At 62.8% G+C, this 17,898-nt stretch carries 10 protein-coding genes; 2 read left to right on the top strand and 8 right to left on the bottom strand.

Features of this window, described 5'->3' with window-relative positions:
* Positions 1-397: 397 nt before the first annotated feature.
* Positions 398-844: a PaaI family thioesterase gene (locus tag DV733_RS08990; RefSeq protein ID WP_049995013.1), complete on the top strand. Its 447-nt coding sequence runs from the start codon at positions 398-400 to the stop codon at positions 842-844.
* Positions 845-867: 23 nt separating this feature from the next.
* On the opposite strand, the gene gyrA is transcribed toward DV733_RS08990, so the two are convergent.
* The 5 genes from gyrA to DV733_RS08965 all read right to left on the bottom strand — a co-directional run bounded on the left by gyrA (position 868) and on the right by DV733_RS08965 (position 9,225).
* A complete protein-coding gene (gene gyrA / locus DV733_RS08985) occupies positions 868-3,348 on the bottom strand; it encodes a DNA gyrase subunit A (RefSeq protein ID WP_049995014.1) in 2,481 nt (826 codons plus the stop codon).
* A complete protein-coding gene (gene gyrB / locus DV733_RS08980; RefSeq protein WP_049995015.1) occupies positions 3,345-5,258 on the bottom strand; it encodes a DNA topoisomerase (ATP-hydrolyzing) subunit B in 1,914 nt (637 codons plus the stop codon). Before gyrB ends, gyrA begins: the two co-directional genes overlap by 4 nt.
* Positions 5,259-5,384: 126 nt before the next feature.
* A complete protein-coding gene (locus DV733_RS08975) occupies positions 5,385-6,479 on the bottom strand; it encodes a sugar ABC transporter permease (RefSeq protein WP_049995016.1) in 1,095 nt (364 codons plus the stop codon).
* Entirely contained in the window at positions 6,476-7,540 is a 1,065-nt protein-coding gene (locus tag DV733_RS08970) for a carbohydrate ABC transporter permease (protein ID WP_049995017.1), read from the bottom strand. The genes DV733_RS08975 and DV733_RS08970 overlap by 4 nt, the downstream gene beginning before the upstream one ends.
* 410 nt (positions 7,541-7,950) lie before the next feature.
* Positions 7,951-9,225: an extracellular solute-binding protein gene (locus DV733_RS08965; protein WP_161569344.1), complete on the bottom strand. Its 1,275-nt coding sequence runs from the start codon at positions 9,223-9,225 to the stop codon at positions 7,951-7,953.
* Between the two features lie 230 nt (positions 9,226-9,455).
* On the opposite strand from DV733_RS08965, the gene DV733_RS08960 reads away from it, so the two are divergent.
* On the top strand, positions 9,456-10,667 hold the full coding sequence (locus DV733_RS08960; protein WP_049995019.1) for an ABC transporter ATP-binding protein: 1,212 nt from the start codon (positions 9,456-9,458) through the stop codon (positions 10,665-10,667).
* 80 nt (positions 10,668-10,747) lie between these two features.
* Here the strand turns inward: DV733_RS08960 and DV733_RS08955 are convergent, their stop codons facing one another.
* The 3 genes from DV733_RS08955 to glgP all read right to left on the bottom strand — a co-directional run bounded on the left by DV733_RS08955 (position 10,748) and on the right by glgP (position 17,664).
* Positions 10,748-12,790 (bottom strand): glycoside hydrolase family 15 protein, encoded by a 2,043-nt coding sequence (locus DV733_RS08955; protein WP_049995020.1) that lies wholly within the window; start codon positions 12,788-12,790, stop codon positions 10,748-10,750.
* 57 nt (positions 12,791-12,847) lie between these two features.
* Complete coding sequence (locus tag DV733_RS08950; RefSeq protein WP_049995021.1) at positions 12,848-15,811, bottom strand: glycoside hydrolase family 15 protein; 2,964 nt, start codon at positions 15,809-15,811, stop codon at positions 12,848-12,850.
* A gap of 155 nt (positions 15,812-15,966) precedes the next feature.
* Positions 15,967-17,664, bottom strand: coding sequence for an alpha-glucan family phosphorylase (gene glgP / locus DV733_RS08945; protein ID WP_049995353.1), 1,698 nt, complete (start codon positions 17,662-17,664; stop codon positions 15,967-15,969).
* Between the last annotated feature and the right edge of the window lie 234 nt (positions 17,665-17,898).

Raw genomic sequence — 17,898 nt, 5'->3', positions numbered from 1 at the left:
TGCCCCGCGGTGGCCGGGAGCAAGTGTCGCAGCGACTGGCTGCGACCGCGCGACCCGGGGAAGGGCAGGCCTGCTGTCGCGGTGCTGTCCTGGTGGATTGAAAGGGCGAGACTCGCCTCGGGCCGAAGGAGCGTCGCTGTGCAGGCTCTATCTGAGTGAGTGAAACGAACGAAGATATCCTGCACAGCGACCCCGAGCGAGGCGAGGGCTTTCCCTGCTTATTGACGCTGTTGTCTCTGTCTCCTAGCCAGCGAGGTGAGGGCTTTCCCTGCTTGTCGGCGTTGCAGTCTTCGTTTCATAGCCAGCGAGTCGAGGGCTTTCCCGAGTCGTTGTTCGCAGTAGAGGCCCTGTTTCCTAGCCAGAGGCTACAAACCCCTCGGGGACGACATCAGCGACAATGACCGACGAACTCCCGACCGGGGCCAGAGAGATGGTCGAATACTACATCGAAGAGGAACACGGCTACCTCTCGTGGCTGGGCGTCTCCGTCGAGGACTTCACCAAGAACTCCATCACGCTCGCGATCCCCTACGACGAGAAACTCACCAACACGACCGACCCGCCGACGATCCACGGCGGGATCGCCGCAACCCTGGCCGACACCGCCGGCGGGCTCGCACTCCGACCCTCGCTTGCCGACCCGCTCAACGGCGGCGTCGCGACGATCAACCTCAACATCAACTACCTCCGGCGCGCCTCCGGCGACCTCGCTGCCCACGCCGAAGTGATCCGCGCGGGCAACTCCGTCGGCGTCTCCGAGATCTACGTCGAGTCCGAAACGCCCGACGGCGAGACCCAGATGGTCGCGGCAGGGATGGGCGCGTATCGACTCTTTCAGGACTGATCGAAAACCGACGACCGGTGTTCTTACTCGTCGCTCTCGTCTTCTGACGCCGGTTCGGCAGGCAACACGTCCACACACGCGACGCTGTCGCCTTCGTCGACGTCCATGATCACGACACCCTTCGTGTTCCGGCCGACCGTCGAGATGTCCGCGACCGGGCAGCGCATGATCTGGCCGGACGCGCTCATCACGACGATGTGGTCGTCCTCTTCGACGGCCTTGACGTCGGTGACGGGGCCGTTGCGCTCGTCGGTCTTGATGTCGATCAGGCCCTTGCCATAGCGCGATTGTCGGCGGTACTCGCTGAGGGGCGTCCGCTTGCCGTAGCCGTTCCGCGTGACCGTCAACAGGTCGCGTTCGTCGGCGTCGTCGGTCGCGACCAGCCCCGCGACGTGGTCGCCCTCGCGCAGGTCGATCCCGCGGACACCGCGCGCTGAGCGCCCCATCTGGCGCACTTCGTCCTCGTCGAAGCGGATGGTCATCCCGTCCTCGGTGGCGATGACCAGGTCCTTCGTCCCGTCGGTGACCTCGACGTCGACGAGTTCGTCGCCGTCTTCGAGTTTGGCGGCGCGGATCCCCGTCGAGAGGATGTTCTCGAACTGATCACAACAGGTCCGCTTGACGTACCCGTCGCGAGTGGCCATCGTGATGCACTCGTCGGGCTCCAGATCGTCGGTCGGGACCACCGCGGTGATATCCTCGCCGTCGCTCAGGTCGAGCAGGTTGACGGCAGATTTCCCGCGGGCGGTCCGTGACATCTCCGGGATCTCGTAGGTCTTCAGTTTGTAGACCTGTCCGTGGTTCGTAAAGCACAGTAGCAGGTCGTGGCTGTGGGCCTGGAACACCGTCGTTACTCGATCACCTTCCTTGGGATCGCTACCGATGATCCCCTTGCCGCCGCGGTTCTGCGGATCGAACTGGTCGGCAGGCATCCGCTTGATGTAATCCTCGGCGGTCATGACGACGACGACGTCTTCCTCGGGGATGAGATCCTCACGCGTGACAGTGCCGGCGTCCTCGACGATGGAGGTCCGGCGGTCGTCGTCGTACTCGTCTTTGATCTCGCGCAGTTCGTCTTTGACGACCGCGTCCAGTTTCTCCTCGCTGGCGAGGATCGCTTCCAGCCGCTCGATTTCGGCCTGAACGTCCTCGTACTCGGCCTCGATCTCGCCCACTTCCGCGGAGGTGAGCGATCCGAGTTGCATGCGGACGACGTGTTCGGCCTGCGCTTCGGAGAACTCGTAGCGCTCTTTCAGCGCAGCTTTGGCGGCGTCCCGGTCCTCGGCATCCTGAATGAGTTCGACGACCTCTTCGGCGTTCTCGACGGCCGTCAGCCGGCCATCGAGGATGTGTGCGCGGTCCTCGGCCTCCTGCAGATCGAACTCCGAGCGTCGCCGGACGACCTCGCGGCGGTGCTGGATGTACTCCTGGAGGGTCTCTTTCAGCGTCAGCACCTTCGGCTGGCCGTCGACCAGCGCGAGGTTGATCACGCCGAAGGTCGACTCGAGGTGGTGTTCCAGCAGCTGGTTCTTGACGACGTCGACGTTCGCACCGCGCTTGCACTCGACGACCACGCGGACACCGTTGCGGTCGGATTCGTCACGGAGGTCGCTGACACCCTCGATCTTGCCCTCGTTGACGTTGTCGGCGATCCGCTCGACCATCCGGGCCTTGTTCTCCTGATAGGGAAGTTCGGTGATGACGATCCGGCTCTTGCCCGAGGGGTTCTCCTCGACATCGAACTCCGCCCGAACTGTGAGCCGACCCCGACCAGTGGCGTACGCCGAGTAGATGGCGTCCTTGCCGACGATGTTCCCACCGGTCGGGAAGTCCGGCCCCTTGACGTGCTCCATCAGGTCGGCGACCTCGGCGTCGGGAGTGTCGATGAGATGGATCGTCGCGTCGATCACCTCACCGAGGTTGTGCGGCGGGATGTTCGTGGACATCCCCACCGCAATACCTGACGAGCCGTTCACGAGCAGGTTCGGGAACGCAGACGGCAGGACGTCCGGTTCCTGCAGCCGGTCGTCGTAGTTGCTCGTGAAGCCGACGGTGTCTTTCTCGATGTCCTCCAGCAGTTCCTCGGCGATAGGAGCCATCCGGGCCTCGGTGTACCGCATCGCCGCCGGCGGGTCGCCGTCCATCGACCCGAAGTTCCCCTGGCCGTCCACGAGCGGGTAGCGCATCGAGAAGTCCTGGGCCATCCGGACCAGAGCGTTGTAGATCGGGCTGTCCCCGTGCGGGTGGTAATCACCCATGACCTCCCCGACGACGGAGGAGGACTTCCGGTGGGACGACCCCGAGGAGACGCCCATCTCGTGCATCGCGTAGAGAATGCGCCGGTGGACGGGCTTCAACCCGTCACGGACATCCGGCAGCGCCCGACCCGCGATGACGGACATCGCGTAGTCGATGTAGCTCTGCTCCATCTCGTCTTCGATCCGGACGTGCTCGACGTCTGCGGCGACGTTCTCGTCCGGGACGTCTGGGACGTCTGAACTCATATATCCACCCACTCCGCTTCCGGCGAGTGCTCTTTGATGAACTGCTTGCGCGGTTCGACGGCGTCACCCATCAGCACCGAGAACATCTTGTCCGCGGCTGCAGCGTCGTCGATAGTGATCTGCTTGAGATACCGCGTGTCGGGGTCCATCGTCGTGTCCCACAGCTGCTGGGGATTCATCTCGCCAAGCCCCTTGAACCGCTGGACCTGGGTCGGGTTACCGTCACACTTCTCCTCGACGATCCGCTCGCGTTCGGCCTCGGTCATGGCGTCGTAGGTGTTGCCACGGTAGCGAATTCGGTACAGTGGCGGCTTGGCCGCGTAGACGTACCCCGCTTCCAGCAGCGGCCGCATGTGCCGATAGAAGAACGTCAGCAGGAGCGTCCGGATGTGGGCCCCGTCGACGTCGGCGTCGGTCATCATGATGATCTTCTTGTACCGGATCTCTTCGAGGTCGAACTCGTCACCGATACCGGTCCCGATGGCGGTGATCATCGCCCTGATCTCGTCGTTTTCGAGGATGCGATCCAGCCGATGTTTCTCGACGTTGAGGATCTTCCCCTTGATCGGCAGCACGGCCTGATTCTCGGGGTTGCGAGCCTGCTTTGCCGACCCGCCCGCAGAGTCGCCCTCGACGACGAACAGTTCGGCCTCGTCGGGATCGCGGGTCTGACAATCGGAGAGCTTGCCCGGCAACGCCGTCGACTCCAGAGCGCTCTTGCGCCGGGTCAGCTCTTCGGCCTTCTTCGCGGCCTTGCGGGCTTTGGCAGCCTCGACGGCCTTGCCGATGATCGACTCGGCCGTCGCGGGATTCTCCTCGAAGTAGGTGCCGAGGTGTTCGTGGACGGCCGACTCGACGATGCCCCGGACCTCGCTGTTGCCGAGTTTGGTCTTGGTCTGCCCCTCGAACTGCGGGTCCGGATGTTTCACCGAGATCACGGCAGTCAGCCCCTCGCGGATGTCCTCGCCCTTGAGGGTGTCGTCGAGATCCTTCAGCAGATCGTTCGAGGTCGCGTAGTCGTTGACCACGCGCGTCAGCGCGGTCTTGAAGCCAGTCAGGTGCGTCCCGCCCTCGCGCGTGTTGATGTTGTTCGCGAAGGCGTGGATCGATCCCTGCAGTTCGTCAGTAGCCTGGACGGCCACCTCGACGTGGATGTCGTCTTCTTCGTCCTGGAAGTAGATGACGCCCTCGTGGAGCGGCTCTTTGGTCTCGTTGAGGTACTCGACGAACTCCTTGATCCCACCCTCGTAGTAGAACCGCTGGGTCGTGCCGTCGCGCTCGTCGGCGAGGGTGATCTCCACGCCCGAGTTCAGGAAGGCGAGTTCGCGAAGCCGACTCTCCAGCGTGGAGAACTCGAAGTCCGTCGTCTCGAAGATGTCGGTGTCCGGCCAGAATCGAATCTCGGTGCCGGTCTCCTCGCCGGGTTCGGTATCACGAACGCGCTCGACGCCGTCTTGCGGGACACCACGTTCGAACCGCTCCCGGAACACGCCACCGTCACGCGTGACCTCGACCACCAACTCCGAAGAGAGTGCGTTGACGACGGAGACGCCGACGCCGTGCAGTCCCCCCGAGACCTGGTAGGACTTGTTGTCGAACTTCCCGCCTGCGTGCAGGACCGTCATCACGACCTCGACGGCCGGCCGGTCGTACTCCTGGTGGGTGTCGACCGGAATCCCACGCCCGTCGTCGCGGACCGAGACAGAACCGTCCTCGTGGATCGTCACGTCGATTTCGTCACAGTACCCCGCCAGCGCCTCGTCGATCGAGTTGTCGACGACCTCGTAGACGAGGTGGTGCAACCCGCGTGTCCCTGTCGAGCCGATGTACATCGCGGGGCGCTTGCGGACTGCCTCCAGCCCTTCGAGGGCCTGGATGGAATCCGCTCCGTACTCGCTGTCCTGACTCATAAAACTGAATCAAGGTACACCCCCCAGGGCCTTAAGGGTCACGTGCGCGCGCGTCTGCGAGACTAGTTGGTATCGTTCGAAACGGAAGAACAAAAACGGAAGAACAACGGATCGAAAGCAGCGCCGTCAGCCTTCCATGCCGCCGAAGGACAGCCCGCTCTCGATGTACCGCTGGGCGAAGAAGTACACTAGCATGAGCGGGACTGCGAACGCCAGTGCGAACGCCGAGAAGTGTGCCCAGTTCATCTCGGAGGGACGTCCGGAATACGAATACAGCCCGACCGGGAGCGTCCAGTTCGTGTCTTCGAGCATCAGCTGAGCGATGACGAAGTCCGTCCAGCCGGCCAGGAAGACGAACACGAACACCGTCGCCAACCCGGCTTTCGACAGCGGGATGATGACCTCGTAGACGATCCGCCAGGACGGCGCCCCGTCGACGATCGCCGCTTCCTCGTAGGAGATCGGAATCCCGTCCATGTAGGTCTTCAACAGCCAGGTGTTGAACGGCACGGCGCCCGCACCGTAGTAAATCCCGAGCGGCAGGAGTTCGTTCAGCCAGCCTATGTTCTGGAAGATCGTGTACAGCGCGATCAGGATCGCGATCCCGAGCCCGCCACCGACCTGCGTCAGCAGAATGTACAGGTACAGCAGTTTCTTGCGGCCGATGAAGTCACGTCGGGACATCCCGTATGCCCCCGGGATGATGACGGACATCGCGATGACGACGGTCCAGAAGGACACGTACGCGCTGTTCTCGGCGTATGCCAGGAAGTTAGACCGCGCACTTCGCGGCACGCCGAACTGTGCCGGATCCAGGATGTACGTCGGTTCCATCGGCACCGGAATCCTGAACAACTCGCCGAGCAGCGGCGCGTTGATCACGATGTTCTCCGGCGTGGTGATCGGTCCGATCACCCACACGAAGTTCTTGATCGTCGGGTTCGGCGGGATCAGCTCGAATCCGCCGGTCGAGTACAGCGAACCACCCGATCCCGAAATCGCGGTCGTGAACACCCAGTAGATGGGGAACATCAACAGCGCCGCGACCGCGACTGCACCGATCGTCGAGAGCCACGTCCAGGCGACGTACTTGGGCGGAATCTTTCCTTCCTGAAGCCCATGATAGGTGTACCTGAACTCCTTGGCGAGAGTATACGGTGCGAGGACGATACCACGGAGATCCTCGTAGACGCTTCGAACGATACCTGTTGCGAGACTCATGATTCACCAGCCTCCTCGGCGAGGTTGCCACGTTTGACTGCGACCCACATGAACATCCCGATGAAGAACAGGGCAGTCAGACTGATCGCTGCGCCCTTACCGTAGGCACTGAACGCGAACGCCTCTCGGTAGGCGTAGACGAGCAGCAGTTCGTTCTCACGAGACGGACCGCCGCTGTTGAACACCCACGGGATCAGGAACTGCTGGAACGATGCCGCGGACGTGAGAATCGTCCCGAACATCACGGGACGTTTGATCGAGGGCAGGATGACGTGACGCATCCGCGAGAAGAACCCTGCGCCGTCGACCTCTGCGGCGTCCAGCAAGTCACCGTTGACGTTCTGGAGTGCACTCACGGTGATCAACACCATGAACGGATACGCGAGCCACATCTCGGTGACGACGTATCCGGAGAACGCGAGCCAGCGATCGGTCAGCCAGGGCACCGCCTCGTCGACGGCACCGATCCCGATCAGGAACTGGTTCATCAATCCGAACCGCGCGTTACTGAAGACGAACCGCCAGATGAGAATCGAGAAGATGACCGGAACCCCCATCGGCATGATGATGATCCCACGAAGGTAGCGCTTCCCACGAACGCGGTTGCCGGTCATGATCATCGCGATGGCGATCCCGAGCAGGACTTTCCCGGTCACGCTGACGATGACGAACGCCCACGTCACCAGGAAGGAGTTCCAGAACGGGTAGTTGAACACCGCGATAGGATCACTGAGAAAGAGGTCGAACACCGCCCCGTACGCGCCGTTCTGGATACTGTTTGCAGCGTCGATGCTGAACAGTAGTTCGATGTAATTCTCGAGCCCGATGATATCGGCTTCCCCCAGTGGCACCAGCCCGAGCAGCCGGTTGTTCCCAACGAAAATGTTGGCCGGCCGGGCGTTGGTGAGCGAAAGGACGAAGATGTACATCATCGGCAACAGCATGAACATCGACCACAGGAGCAATCCGGGTAACACCAGGGCCGCTGAACTGTTCTCCTCGAGAACAGATGCTAAATCTGACTCTTTGAACCGCTGTGCAACGTCGGACACAGTACTCATGTATGTATGATTAAGCCAACAGAGAGGAGGTAGTTAAGGCTTTTGCGCTAGCTCCAACACCGGGAATCCCGGCCGAAATTAAAGAACCAACCACCAGCGCATCTGTCTCCGATCAATCGTCGGTTTCGACGGGTAACGGTACGTTTCTATCGGATTTGGCGTGGCTCCTCCCCACGCCACCCCTCCTGACGGGCCGCGCCTGTCAGCGGAGCGCTCGATCGAATCTCGATGGATTATGAGTGGAGATAGTATAAATTATGTTATAAGATTGTGGACGGGCGCGTTCGTTGCGACCGCGCGGAGCGACAGCGAGCCGACGAAGGCGAGATATCGCTCGAATACAGCGAAGCGGAGCATTCCAAACCTGTCATCGACACGAACGGCCGGCGAAAGAGAGACCGAGACAGTCGTTAGCTGTTCCAGGAGTTGCGGATCTCTTCCGCAGCGTTTTCCATCAGCGGGCCGGGGTCGTTGCCGCTGTTGAACGCGTCGAGCATGTTCGTCTCGTAGGGCGTCCAGACGGCGTTCATGTTGGGGTTCTGGGGCATCAGGTAGCCAGTCTCGAACTGCTCGGCGTACCCACGAACCGTCGCGGGCAGGAGGTCTCGGTCGAGGCCGGCGATGGCCGGAATGTAACTGGAGTTGTTGATCAGGTTGAGGATCCGCTCGATGTTGGTACAGTACCACTCGGTGAACTCTCGGGCAGCACGGGCGCCGTCGCCGCCGTTGTTCATCTTCTTCGAGTAGAAGTACATCTGGATCCCGGAGTACGGACGCGACTCGGCCTCACCGGGCGCAGGGATGCGAGTCGTCCCGATGTTCAGACCCTGATCGAGGAGGCCGGCGATGGCCCACGGACCGTTGACGTAGAACGGTGAGTTGCCGTCCTCGAAGACGGCGCCCTGTGCCTGCTCGGACGGGTCAGACGGCATGTAGGGTTTGAGGTCCTCCAGGATGATGTTGAGTCCCTGGATGGCCTCGTCGGAGGTGATGCCGAGCTCGTCTTCCTGCCCGTTGTAGATGTCCGCGCCGTAGGCCTGGGTCGCCCAGCTGGAGAAGTACGCGTTGAGCGGGTGTGAGAGACCGTATTTCCCGTTCTCGGGATCGTGGTACTCGTCCATGATCGAGATCCAGTCGTCGAAGCTCTCTGGCGGCTCCGCACCGATCTCGTCGAGGACGTCCTGGTTGTAGATCAGGGCCGGACACTCGGCGGCGAACGGCAGCCCGATCCGCTGTCCGTCGTACTCGGTCGCCTGCCACGCCGCCTCGGTGAACATACACTCTTCGGCGCGGAGGTTACCGCTCTGGTCGGAGAGGAACTCGCTCTGGACGAACTCGCCGCCGATGTCGTGCGCCCACTGGAAGATGTGCGGCCCCTCGCCGGCCGGAATGCTGGTCCGAAGCTGGTTGAGATACCCATCATTCGGCCCGCGCTGGAGGTTCATCGACGGGTAGTTGTCGTTCTGGTTGTACAGCGTCCGAGTCCCCTGGAGGAGTCGGGTCCCACCCTCCTGGCGGCCGTGCAGGAGCGTGAACTGCCCGCTGGAAGACTCCGGCTCGACGAGGCCCGTATCACAGCCTTCGACCTGCCACGGAATCGTGGTTTCGGTCTGAACGGTCGTATCGGTCGAAGTAGCGTCTCCCCCGCACCCCGCGAGCATACCGGCCGCGGACGTGCCGGCCATAGCTTTCAGTAGTGTTCGACGGTCGTATGACATGGTGTGAACAGACGATGAATTATAACTTCGCCTATTTATGTATTACGAATATTCGACCATGTGAGACCGGCTGTGCCAACGAACGACTGGTCGAGAGATGCGTTCGGGAATGTGTCGTACGTGCGTCGAAAGGAGTGGGGACGCCTCGGGAGACGCTAGGGCAAGAATTATATCGTAGACTATACTGGGTCTAGCCAATGGCAAGCGTCGAACTCCGCGATCTCCGAAAGGAGTACGACAGAGGTACCATCGTCGCTGTCGATGACCTGAACGTCGAGATCAACGACGGCGAGTTCGTCACCGTCGTCGGTCCGTCCGGGTGTGGGAAGACGACGACCCTTCGCATGGTCGCCGGGCTGGAGCGACCGACCAGCGGGTCGGTCGTCATCGGTAGTCGTGACGTCACGGACATGCACGCGAAGAACCGTGACATCGCGATGGTGTTCCAGAACTACGCGCTGTACCCCCACAAGACAGTCATGGAGAACATGGAGTTCGGGCTCCGCATGAGCACCGATCTCTCCAAGGAAGAACGTCGTGAGAAGGTCCACTGGGCCGCCGAGATGATGGGGATCGAGGGTCTGCTCGACGACAAGCCGGACGAGCTCTCCGGCGGGCAGAAACAGCGCGTGGCGCTCGGGCGTGCGATCGTCCGCGATCCCGAAGTGTTTCTGTTCGACGAGCCGCTCTCGAATCTGGACGCCAAGCTCCGGACGCTGATGCGGACGGAGGTCCAGCGACTCCAGAACGAACTCGGCGTCACCTCGATTTACGTCACGCACGACCAGGAGGAGGCGATGACCATGGGCGATCGCATCCTCATCCTCCGGGACGGCATCAAACAGCAGGTCGGCGCACCGAAGGAGGTCTACGATAATCCCGCCAACGAGTTCGTCGGTGGGTTCATCGGATCGCCGAGCATGAACTTCCTCGACGTCGTCGTCGAGCAGACCGACAGCGGGATGATCCTCTCAGGGACCGACTCGAACCTCCGCTACCGGATCTCGCCCGACGTCGTCGACAAGTTCGGCGTGCTCAAAAGTGGCGGCGAGTACATCATGGGGATCCGACCGGAAGACGTGTTCCCGGCCGACGAGAACGACCCCGACGCAGTCGAGGCACTTGTCGATGTCGTCGAACCGATCGGCAGCGACAACTACGTCTACCTCGATCTCAGCGGTGAACTCGACGAAGGGATCACCACCGACGAAGAGGAGTCGGACTTCATCGCGCGCGTCGACACGGAGTTCGAACCCGAGATCGGTGACCGCGTCAAGATCGAGTTCTCCGACGACGACATCCACCTCTTCGATCCCCAGACCGGCGAGTCGGTCCTGTACGATCAGGGACGAACCGCCGGCGTCACACAGAAGGGTGCCGAGAGCCCCGCCGCCGAAGGCGACGACTGAACACGTACCTTCTCTCGTTTATCCACCGGGTAGCGGCTGCGCCGTCCCGACGAAAAGATCCCTCGTAGAAAAGATCGCTTTCAGTCGAGTTCGCCGTCGGCGTCAAGCTGCGCGATAGTCGCGAGGCGGATCGCGTGGGGCCAGCCGAGTGGAGTCGCACAGTCGGGTGTCCCGTCGTCGAACAGTTGCTCGGGGAGGTAGCCGTTGTCCATGACCAGCGAGCCGTCCGCGTCGACCTCGGCGAACAGCGTCCGGGCCTCCTCGTAGAACGTCTCGGCGCGATCGTCGTCGGACGCGGCCAGCAGCGATCCCAGCTGTGTGGCGGCGTTGGCTCCCCAGGCCGTCGAGACCGTCCAGATCTTCTCGTCGTCCTGAACGCGTCGTCGCCACGGATCGCCCTCGAAGCGGTACAGCCCCGCGATGTCGTCGGTCTCGCGCCACAGCTCCTCCAGCGTGGTCTCGTAGTGAGTGGCCAGCCGGTCGAGGCGTTCCTCGCCGACCTCGGCGATGGCGTCGTACTCGCGGTGGGCCTCCGCCAGCGCGAGCGATCCGGAGTCGAGCCGCGAGTCGAGGTCGCCGTCGGGGTCGATCCGGAGTGCGTAGATCCCCTCGTCGTCGTCCCAGAGGTCGTCGAGCCCCTCGTAGACTGCTCGTGCACCTTCGCGCGCGCGTTCGCGAAGACGGTCCTCGACAGGGGCACGAGCGACCGAAGCGTATCCCTGGAGGAAGGTCGCGGCGGTGTGGACGAACCGTCCGGTCATGTTCTCCCAGGCGTTCTGACACTCGATCGGCAGGCCGTCGTCTTCGAGTGTCGAGTCCAGCCCGTCGAGAGCCAGTTCCAGCGTCGCTTCGATGTCGTTCGGCGCCGCGGGCTCGCCCAGTCGGAGATAGGCGGCCAAAAAGGAGGCAACACTTCCGGTCTGGTCGGCCTGATAGTCGACGTCGTCGCCGGCTTCCAGTCGGGCGTGCGCCCAGCCAGGGGCGATGTTACCGTTGTGGGCCCACACGCGGTGGGGCCAGGAGCCGTCGTCGAGCTGGGTGTCCATGTAGAACGCGGCGCTCCGGTCGAGCCAGTCGTCGAGGCCGATCCCGAGGCGTTCGTCGGCCTCCAGGAGGTAGCGAGCGATCTCCGAGTCGTCGCGGAACCACGTGTAGCCGTAGCCGCCGGTGTAGACGTAGAACGGGTCGGGATCCGGCCCGGCGATGTGTGCGCCGGTGTCGGCGGCCAGCAGCGAGAGGACGCGGAGATCCTCGACAGCGAGGTCGCGCCGGGGGGTGTCGTCCGGAACGGTCACGTCGACCTGGTCGGTGGCGGCCTCCCGAAGGGCCGCGACAGTGTCGTGGGCCACGGCGGCCTCGGCGACTGCGTCCAGCCCCGCCTGGCGGGCGGTGTCGTCGGTATCGAACAGCAGCGACGCCACTGTCGTCGTCGCGACGGTTTCGGTGCCGGTGTCCTCGACGTCGAAGGGGATTTCGAGGACGACCGTACCGTTGAGGAGTGCGTCCTCGTACTTGCTGCCGCCGCTCTGTGAGCGGGGGTAGGAGACGGTGTCGGTCGCCGAGACGAGTTCACCGAACTGTTCGGGAAGCTGACCGAAGACGTCGTCGAGACCGGTCGAAGCAGTGACGAGGTTGTGCTGACGGTCGTGGTGGATCTCGATGGTGTCCTCGTGTTCGAGTTTACCGAGGCGACTCTCCTGCTGTTCGGGCGTGAGATCGAAGAAGGCGTGCAAGGTCGGCTCGGTAGTGAACTCTCCGACCAGTTCGAGGCGGGTGAGATGCACCGCACCGAGCGTGAGATCGTGCTGGGTGACGGTGAAATCGCCGGCGTCGTGGACGGTCTTGACGAGTGCGGTATCACCGACGTAGTCCTGTGAGAGCGTCTCGAAGTCCTCGACCCACATCGTCCCGTCGAGGGACTCGACACCGAACCGGGAGCGGTTGACCCCGCCGAGTCCCGAGAGCGGGTAGGAGTAGTCGCGGTGCCAGCCGTCCCGGTCGACGTAGACCAGTCGCTCGTCCAGTCCCGAGAACGTCCCGGTCGTCGAGCGGCGTTCACCCGGGAAGACGCGGGCATCGTTACGAGTTCGCTTGTAATCGTCGAGTGCGCTACGGAGTGTCATAGTTTGGATTCCAGTGGAGGCGTATTAGTCAACTACGATCCGTGGAAACGGCGCCGGTCAGGAAGAGACGCCTTCCTCGTCTTCGTCGACCGATTCGGCGTCGGTCGCAGTCGGGACTGCGTCGTCACCCGCACTCGCGTCGGCCCCGGTCTCGTCGGTGGCCGTTGCCGGTCGACGCTGATAGGTGACGGTCACGTACTCGACGGCGATCCCGGCCTCGAAAGCAGGGTCGTCGGTCGCCGCCGCGACGATCACTCTGTCCTCGCCCTGGACGGTGACGTCGATCTCGAACGTACTCTCGGAGACCGGCTCGTGGACGGTCTCGGTGCGAGTCTTGACGACTACCTCGTCGGCGTCGGTGTTGCCCGTGACAGTGAGCGACCCGCCGCGTGCAGTGTCGGGGATCTCGGCAGTGAGCGACGGTCGCTCGGAAACGACCCCGTCGACGTAGCGATCCCGGACGACCTGAGGCATCTCGACCGGTTCGCCGGCGTCGATGCTGTGGGCCAGCCGGATGTACTGGGCGTTCGTCCAGCACAGCGGCGTCGCGGCGCTGGTGCCTTCGCCGAACTCCCAGCCGTAGGCGTTGTCGTCCGCGTGATCCCACACCTGTTCAGGCATCGCTCGGCTCCCGGTCGCAAAGCGGGCGAGCGTCTCCAGGAGGTGATTCGGGTCGAAGTCCTGGTCCTCTCCTCGAAGGAGTTCGTACTCGCCGCGCTCGCCCGTGAAGATGGGCCAGAGCCGGCCCTGCCCACGCATGTCAGTCGCCCACGGGACGCCGGCGCGGAACCACTCGCTACCGTCTTTCTCACCGTAGCCGTCCCCGGAGTAACGATACCAGCCCGGGCCGTTGGGCGTCTCGACCATGATGGTGTCGTCGTACTCGACCAGCGAGTTCTGGACGACGGGGTCGTCGTGGGGCTTGACGCCCAGTCGAACGAGTTCGAGGAAGCCGCCGTCGATGACCTCCCGCTCGTCGAAGGTGCCGCCGGCGTTGTTGTGCGTGCGCATCGTGTGCTCGTCAGGCCTGGCGTCGTCACTGATCCGGAAGTAGTAGGGCGTGTTCTCGTGACCGCCAGCGCCCGTCTCGGTCGCCATCCACGTCTCGACGTTTTCCTGCCAGTAGTCGGCGATTCCCAGGAAGGCAATCGCATCCGCGCGCTCACCGGCTTCGACCGCCATATCCGCTGCGGCGACGAGCCCGGAGATCTCCGCCGCGGTCGTCGATGGCGAGTAGCCGCCCTCCTCTTCCCAGCGTTCCTGCTGGGTTCGCGGGCCGTTGGCGGCGACGTACTCGGCGGATTTGGCGATGTTCTCGTAGTCGTAGCTGGCCTCCTCGACGCCGTAACCGTGGCGCTCTTTCAGCTGGTAGGCCATCACCGCGGGGAATGCGATCTCGTCCATCTGCTCGCCACCCCAGCGGGTCCGCCCGTCGATGAACGTGTTCTGTGGGAGGAACCCGGTCTCGCGCTGCTGGTACTCGTAGATGTATTCGGTGGCGTCGATGGCTGCGTCGACATCGCCCATGGCCTCGAACGCGGTAAAGGAGCCGTAGAGGTCCCGCGCCCAGACGTAGCTGTAGCCGTAGTCGGCGGGCTCGTCGGCCTGGACTTTGTCGCCCCACGGGACAGAGGGAGAGGCGATCCCGGCACCGGGATAGGCCTTGGAATCTGCAGCTTTGACCGTCATTACGGCCGTCTTGTACTGTGCGCGGAGGTCGTCCTCGTCGGCGACAGATTCGGGAATATCGAGCGTCTCGACGTAGGATTCCCAGGTCCGGGCGAAGCGGGCCTGCACCGTTTCGAAGTCGTCTTCGAGCGCGGACTCCGCAGCCGCGAGGGCGTCGAACTCGCCCGGGTCCTCGCCCGGGTCGGCGTACTCGCCGGGGTCGGCCTCGCCGGATGTCTCGGAGTCGGCGTCATCGTCGGTCGACTCGGGCGTCGTCGTCGCGGTCGACTCGCCGGGTTCGTCGGCCGTCGCCGCGGTCGGTTCCTCGCCCGCGGTCTCGTCGCCCTCGCCTTCGGCGAAGCCGAGCGCGACCGTGTCGGAAAGCGACTCGGTCTTCTCGCCAAGTCTACCGAAGATGACGACCTTGTCCGTCGCGCGTTCGTACGTGTGCTCGGGATCACCGTCTTCGAGCAACGAGCGATAGACCCTCCCGCCGCTGATGTCGACCGAGCCCCACGAGAAGCCCTCGCGACTGGTCAGCGCGGCCGCGATGTGATAGGGGTCTTCCTCGTAGGTGGTCGTCGGCTCTTCGTCCTCGCCAGATTCAGTCTGGTCGACGACGCCCACAGACGTGACGTCGCCGCTGCCGATCGGCTCGTCGTCTTCCTCCTCGGCGGGCGTCCGTTCGGGCGAGTCGGCCTCGTCGCCGCGACCCTCACTGGTGACGTCGCCCGTCCCGATCGGCTCGTCGCCGACCTCGACCTCGGTTCGCTCGACGACGACGTGGTCGTCCCAGGTATCGCCGGTGTGATAGCCAGTCAGCGCGACCGTCCCGTCCTCGCGCGGGCGGCGGTTGGCGATGTCGTGGCGACCGCAATTGGAGAGCATCAGTTCACTCATCACGTAGAGATCGTACGCAGCGTCGGCCTCGAAATCGACGTCGAGCAGGACAGCGTCGTAGTCGGGGTGGATCGCATATTCGACTGTCAGTTCCCAGTCGCGACCGTCGTCTGTCGGGGAGAGTCGCTGGCGATACAACAGCGCGTCCTCGTTGAGCTGTTCGGTCTCGCGGTTCACCCGCGGTTCCTGATCCTGATACTGGTGGTAGGTCCGAACAGCGTAGCCGTCGTCTGGATCGGCGATCACGAACTCCACGGTCCGGTTGTTCATCATGTCGATCCGCGGGTAGCGGACCTCTGTCATCGCACCCTCGGTCAGCGTGAACCAGATCGGCGTCTGGTCGTGTCCGTTCAGCGTCGCAAACCCGTGTTTGTCCCCGTGCGTCCAGAAAGTATCCTCTCCACCGCTGACGACCGCACTCGGTGGTAGTTGCTGGCTGCTGTCCTCGCTCATACCCGTGCTAAGACCAATACCGCAATAACAAGGTTTGGCCTCTATTTTTAATATCTATAATTAGATTCCAGTATTAACAGGCCACAGAAGACGTCAATCGCCAAAATGTAGACTGTCTGTCCCGAACGGTAGCTCGCGAAAAACGGCGTCGCGATCTACTGGGTGTAGGCGTCTTCGAGGTACTCCCGAGACATGCGCCGGGTGTGGTAGTACGGCCCGTTGAACGCCATCGTGTTGCGCATGATGTCGATCCACTTCTCGCGGTCGTTGTAGTACATCGGGACGATGGTGTTCTCGAGCTGGTCGTAGAGGTCCATCGCGTCCGTGCGGTCTTCTTCTTCGGCCGGCGTCTCGTCGGGCTTGCTCTCTTCGGGTTCCGGACCGATCTTCCAGCCGGTCTCGTTCTCGATGTGACCCTCGACCCACCAGCCGTCGAGCGTGCCGAACTGCGGAATGCCGTTGTAGGCAGCTTTCATGCCGGAGGTGCCACAGGCTTCCAGCGGCCGTCGCGGGTTGTTGAGCCAGACGTCGACGCCCTGCGTGAGGAGGCCACCGACGTCCATGTCGTAGTCCTCGATATACTCGACGTTGACGGCGTCGTTGAGCTCCCAGGCGTTGTGGAAGATCTCGCGGATGTTGCCCGCGCCGTCCTCGTCGCCGGGGAAGGCCTTCCCCGCGAAGATGATCTGGAACTCGCCGACGGTCTCGGCGATGTGGCGCAGCCGCTCGTGATTGTAGAACAGCAGGTCGGCGCGTTTGTACGCGGTCGCACGCCGGGCGAACCCGATCGTGAGGACGTCCGGGTCCATGTCTGCGCCTTCGTGCTCGTTGACGTACTCGATGAGATCCTCTTTCTGGGACTGGTGGGCCTCCCAGATGTCGTCGTCCGGGATGACCGAGGCGTGTTTGAGCTTGTAGGGGTTCTCCTGCCAGCCCTCGGTGTACTCGTCGTAGACGTCGATGAAGTCCTCGCCGACCCAGAAGGGCACGTGGACACCGTTGGTGATCGCGTCGATGTCGTAGCCCGGGAACATGTTCCGGGAGACCTCCTGGTGTTTCTTCGCCACCGAGTTGGCGTACCGCGAGAGGTTCAGCGCCAGGTAGGTCATGTGCAGGTCCTGCTCACGACTGTACTCCTTGAGCGTCTCCTGGGGAACGAACTCGCCGAGAACTTCGTTGACGAGGTCCCAGTCGAACTGGTCGTGGCCAGCTTCCACAGGCGTATGCGTCGTGAAGACACACTGCTCGCGGACCGCCTCGGGGTCCATGTCGTTGCGCTTCAGGAGTTCCAGCGTCAGGAGGGCGGCGTGGCCCTCGTTCATGTGGTAGACGTCGACCTCGTAGCCGAGTTCGTCCAGAATGCGAGTCCCGCCGATCCCGAGGATGATCTCCTGGGCCAGCTGGTGGTCCTCGCCGTAACCGGGACTGTACAGGCGCTTGGTGTACTCCTGGGCGTCCGGGTCGTTGCTCTCGACGTTCGTGTCGAGGTAGATGATCGGGACCGTCTCGCCGCTCTTCTCGGAGACGACGTCGTACTGCCAGGCCGTGACGGTGACGTCGCGCCCGTAGATCGGGACCGTCACTTCGACGTCCAGTTCCTCACAGTACTCCTCGACCGGCCAGGGGTCTTCCTCGCTGACCTGCGTGCCGTCCTCTTCGAGGATCTGCTTGCAGTAGCCGTTCTCGTTGACCTGCGAGACACAGACCGCCGGGAGGCCCATGTCCGCGAAGGATCGAATCGTGTCGCCCGCCAGGACCCCGAGTCCGCCACTGTAGGTCTTGACGTCGTTCTCGATCCCGATTTCCATCGTGTAGTACGCGATCTGTCCGTCGAGGTTGTCAGCCGACACCATATGCTCCACCTTCTGGTAGCTATGCAGACCACTGCCTAAAACTGTTGTTGTTTTATTTCAACAAAGCTAATATGTCCTTGAGAAAGGCTGAAAGTCACTATATCGAATCCCTCGGGAACGTCGGAAAACAGACAATTTTCGGGTATGTATTGTGTCGTATGAATATAATGGAGCGAACTATCACAGGCGTTTTCTGGGCAGTTATCCGGGCGCCAGACGCTATCTATATCGTTT

Source organism: Halapricum salinum, assembly GCF_004799665.1.
Lineage (GTDB): Archaea > Halobacteriota > Halobacteria > Halobacteriales > Haloarculaceae > Halapricum > Halapricum salinum.
This window is presented reverse-complemented; position numbering and strand designations above follow the sequence as displayed.

Bases quoted from the DNA above. Each gene is read 5' to 3' on its own strand.
- DV733_RS08990 (WP_049995013.1), top strand. From the start codon at position 398: ATGACCGACGAACTCCCGACCGGGGCCAGAGAGATGGTCGAATACTAC.
- gyrA (WP_049995014.1), bottom strand. From the start codon at position 3,348: ATGAGTTCAGACGTCCCAGACGTCCCGGACGAGAACGTCGCCGCAGAC.
- gyrB (WP_049995015.1), bottom strand. From the start codon at position 5,258: ATGAGTCAGGACAGCGAGTACGGAGCGGATTCCATCCAGGCCCTCGAA.
- DV733_RS08975 (WP_049995016.1), bottom strand. From the start codon at position 6,479: ATGAGTCTCGCAACAGGTATCGTTCGAAGCGTCTACGAGGATCTCCGT.
- DV733_RS08970 (WP_049995017.1), bottom strand. From the start codon at position 7,540: ATGAGTACTGTGTCCGACGTTGCACAGCGGTTCAAAGAGTCAGATTTA.
- DV733_RS08965 (WP_161569344.1), bottom strand. From the start codon at position 9,225: ATGGCCGGCACGTCCGCGGCCGGTATGCTCGCGGGGTGCGGGGGAGAC.
- DV733_RS08960 (WP_049995019.1), top strand. From the start codon at position 9,456: ATGGCAAGCGTCGAACTCCGCGATCTCCGAAAGGAGTACGACAGAGGT.
- DV733_RS08955 (WP_049995020.1), bottom strand. From the start codon at position 12,790: ATGACACTCCGTAGCGCACTCGACGATTACAAGCGAACTCGTAACGAT.
- DV733_RS08950 (WP_049995021.1), bottom strand. From the start codon at position 15,811: ATGAGCGAGGACAGCAGCCAGCAACTACCACCGAGTGCGGTCGTCAGC.
- glgP (WP_049995353.1), bottom strand. From the start codon at position 17,664: ATGGTGTCGGCTGACAACCTCGACGGACAGATCGCGTACTACACGATG.